We start from the raw sequence: 3,825 nt of genomic DNA, 5'->3' as shown, positions 1-3,825 counted from the left end.
GCGTTCTCGATCATCCTCGGCTGCTCGGCGCTGATCGGGCTCGGCGCGCTGCTGCTGCACACGCTGGCCAAACGCGACGCGCCGCTGCTCGCCGCGGTGGCACCCGGCGCGCTCTGGTGTGCGGTGCTGTACCTGGTGTCGTTCGTGAGCCCGGTCGGCATGCAGTACCTGTTCGCCGTCTCCGTCAGCGACATGCCGGTCGCGACCCAGGTCGCGGCGCTGGCCGGCGGCTGGGGGGTGGAGTTCCTGGTCCTGTTCGTGCCGGCGGCGATCGCCGTACTCACCGTCCCGACCACGAGGCGGCCGCGCACCGCGGTGGTCGCCGCGGTCCTGGTCGTGGCGGCGCTGGGCTTCGGCGTGGTGCGGCTCGCGGCGGACAGCACCGGCGACCCGGCCGGCGGCCGCCGGGTCGCCACGGTCGTGGACAACACGCCGCACTGGGCCGTCGACGTCACCGAGCCCGCGGGCCGCGCGCTCGTCGTGTCCTATGTGGACCGGATCGGCGCGCTGCCGGCCGGGCTGGACATGGTGGTGCTGCCGGAGGGCACCTTCGACGCCGACGACGCGAGCCTGCCCGAGGTGGTCGAGCCCATGGCACGGACGGCGAGCCGGACCGGCGCGGACATCGTGATCGGCGTCATCCTGCACAGCGACGGCCACCGGTACAACCTCTCGCTCTCGATCCCCGCCGGCGGCGGCGAACCCGTCGCGTACGTCAAGCGGCACATCGGCCAGGGGGCACCGCTCACCCCCGGCACCGGGCTCGGCATCGTCGGGTCCGACGTCGGCCTGATGAACTGCCTGGACGTCAACTTCGCCGACCCGAGCCGGGAGTACGCGCTGGCCGGCGTCCGGTTCATCGCCGCGCCGGCCGCCGACGGGGACCTCAACGGCTGGCAGCACAGCCGGCAGGCGATGCTGCGCGGGGTGGAGTACGGGTTCGCCGTGGCCTGGGCCGACCAGCTCGGCACCTCGCTGCTCGCCGACGGCCACGGCCGGCCGCTGGCCCAGGCGGCGACCACCACGAACGCCCCGGGCTACGCCGTCGCCATCGCCACGGTGCCGGCCGGGCCGGGCGTCACGCCGTACACCCGGCTGGGCGACTGGTTCGCATGGCTCTGCCTGGCCGTCACGCTGGGTGCATGCGTCATGGCATGGCGGCGCGTGGGCAAGACCACCCGGCCTGACGGAGGTCCAGCAGGTGACGACTTGGTAAACTCGCAGGTCGGCTGAACGCACGGGGGCGCTCGGCCTCGCTGCGGACCACATTCGGCGCAGCCCCCTCACGATGGAGGACCAGTTGCGCCTGCGCCGCGCCGGTGACGCTCGATGACCGCACTGCACGCCGAGCCCGTGTCGGACCTCGCCCTCGACACCCGGCCGCGGGCGCTGTTCCGCACCGCGGCCGCGGCACCGCCACGCACCCTCGTCGACGTGCTCGCCGGCACCGCGCGCCGCCACCCGCTGGCGCCCGCGCTCGAGCAGGTGACCGAGGCCGGCACGACCACGCTCACCTACCAGGAGCTGCTGGCCGAGGTCGACGAGCTGCGCGAGAAGCTCGCCGCGAACGGCGTCGGCGCCGGTGACCGGGTGGGCGTGCGGGTCCCCTCGGGCACCGCCGACCTCTACGTGTCGATCCTCGCGGTGCTCGCGGCCGGCGCCGCCTACGTGCCGGTCGACGCCGACGACCCCGACGAGCGGGCCGAGCTGGTGTTCGGTGAGGCCGACGTGTGCGCGGTGCTCGGCGCGGGCCGTTCGGTCACCCTGCGCGGCGTACCGGGACAGCGCCCCGGCCCGCCCGCGCCCGAGGACGACGCCTGGGTCATCTTCACCTCCGGCTCCACCGGCGCCCCCAAGGGCGTCGCGGTCAGCCACCGCGCCGCGGCCGCGTTCGTCGACGCCGAGGCGCGGCTGTTCCGCACCGACGAGCCGATCGGCCCGGACGACCGGGGGCTCGCGGGTCTCTCGGTCGCGTTCGACGCCTCCTGCGAGGAGATGTGGCTGGCCTGGCGGCACGGCGCCTGCCTGGTGCCGGCCCCGCGCCTGCTGGTGCGCGCCGGCATGGACCTCGGCCCGTGGCTCGTCGAGCAGGAGATCACGATCGTCTCCACGGTGCCGACACTGGTCGCGCTGTGGCCGGCCGAGGCGCTCGACGACGTGCGGCTGGTCATCCTCGGCGGCGAGGCGTGCCCGCCGGAGCTGGCCGAACGGCTCGCCCAGGACGGCCGCGAGGTGTGGAACACCTACGGCCCCACCGAGGCCACCGTCGTCGCGTGCGCGGCGCGGCTCACCGGCGAAGACCCGGTGCGGATCGGGCTCCCGCTGGAGGGCTGGGACCTCACCGTCGTCGACAAGACCGGCGAGCCGGTCGCCATGGGCGAGTCCGGTGAGCTGGTCATCGGCGGCGTCGGCCTGGCCCGCTACCTCGACCCGGCGAAGGACGCGGCCAAGTACGCGGCCCTGCCCTCGCTCGGCTGGGACCGCGCCTACCGCAGCGGCGACCTCGTCCGCGCCGAGCCGGAAGGCCTGGTGTTCCTCGGCCGGGCCGACGAGCAGGTCAAGCTCGGCGGCCGGCGCATCGAGCTCGGCGAGATCGACGCGGCCCTGCTCGCGCTGCCCGGCGTCGCGGGCGCGGCCGCGGCGGTGCGCACCACCGCGGGCGGCACCCAGCTCCTGGTCGGCTACGTCGTCGCGGGCGAGACCGGGCCGGACCTCGACCCCGAGGCCGGGCGCACCCGGCTGGCCGAGGCGCTGCCGGCCGCCCTGATCCCCCGGCTCGCCGTCGTCGGCACGCTGCCCACCCGCACGTCCGGCAAGGTCGACCGCGACGCGCTGCCCTGGCCGCTGCCGTCGGCCCCCGAGGACGCCCGCGCGGTGCTGCACGGCACCCAGGCCTGGCTCGCCACGCTCTGGACCGAGATCCTCGGCTCCGCGCCCACCGGCCAGGGCGCCGACTTCTTCGTCAGCGGCGGCGGCAGCCTCGCCGCCGCCCGGTTCGTGTCGCTGGTCCGCGCCGAGTACCCGACCGTGTCGGTCAGCGACGTCTACCACCGGCCCACCCTCGGCGCGCTGGCCGCCCGGCTCGACGCGCTCGCGGGTGGCCACCGGCCGGCCAAGGTCGTCGAGCCGACCCCGCGCCGCGCCGGCCTGCTGCAGACCGTGCTGCTGCTCCCCTTGTTCACCCTCGTCGGCCTGCGCTGGACGGTCGCGCTGGCGGCGGTGAACAACGTGCTGTCGGCCGCCCTGCCGTGGCTGCCGACGGTGTCCTGGTGGGTCGTCGGCGCCGGCTGGCTGGTCCTGTTCAGCCCGCCCGGCCGGCTCGCGATCTCCGCGGGCGGCGCGCGGCTGCTGCTGCGTGGCGTCAAGCCGGGTGCGCACCCGCGCGGCGGCAGTGTCCACATGCGACTGTGGGTGGCCGGGCAGCTGGCCGAGCGCAGCGGCGCCAGCGACCTCACCGGCTCGTGGGTGGTGCACTACGCGCGGGCGCTCGGCGCACGGATCGCGCAGGGCGTCGACCTGCACTCGCTGCCGCCGGTCACCGGCATGCTCAAGCTCGGCAAGGGCGCCTCGATCGAGCCCGAGGTCGACCTGTCCGGCTGGTGGGTCGACGGCGACGTGCTGCACCTGGGCAAGATCCGGGTCGGCGCGGGTGCGGTAGTCGGCGCCCGCAGCACGCTGTTCCCCGGCGCGCGGGTCGGCAAGCGTGCCGAGGTCGCGCCCGGCTCCGGCGTGCGCGGCTCGGTGCCCACCGGCCAGCGCTGGTCCGGCGTGCCGGCCACCAAGCAGGGCAAGGCCACCCGCCGCTGGCCCGGCCGGCGCCCGCCG

The 3,825-nt window shown here is 76.1% G+C and carries 2 protein-coding genes; both read left to right on the top strand.

Translation table 11 applies throughout. The annotated features are described in order from the left end of the window. Nucleotides 1-1,233, top strand: a 1,233-nt coding sequence (locus GEV28_RS41980) for a nitrilase-related carbon-nitrogen hydrolase (protein WP_291419928.1), incomplete at its 5' end; no start/stop codon positions are given. Between the two features lie 96 nt (nt 1,234-1,329). After that, a partial coding sequence (locus tag GEV28_RS41975) for a non-ribosomal peptide synthetase (RefSeq protein WP_291419926.1) occupies nt 1,330-3,825 on the top strand: 2,496 nt, incomplete at its 3' end.

This window comes from Actinophytocola sp., assembly GCF_009379765.1.
In the GTDB taxonomy this organism is placed as follows: domain Bacteria; phylum Actinomycetota; class Actinomycetes; order Mycobacteriales; family Pseudonocardiaceae; genus Actinophytocola.
This window is presented reverse-complemented; position numbering and strand designations above follow the sequence as displayed.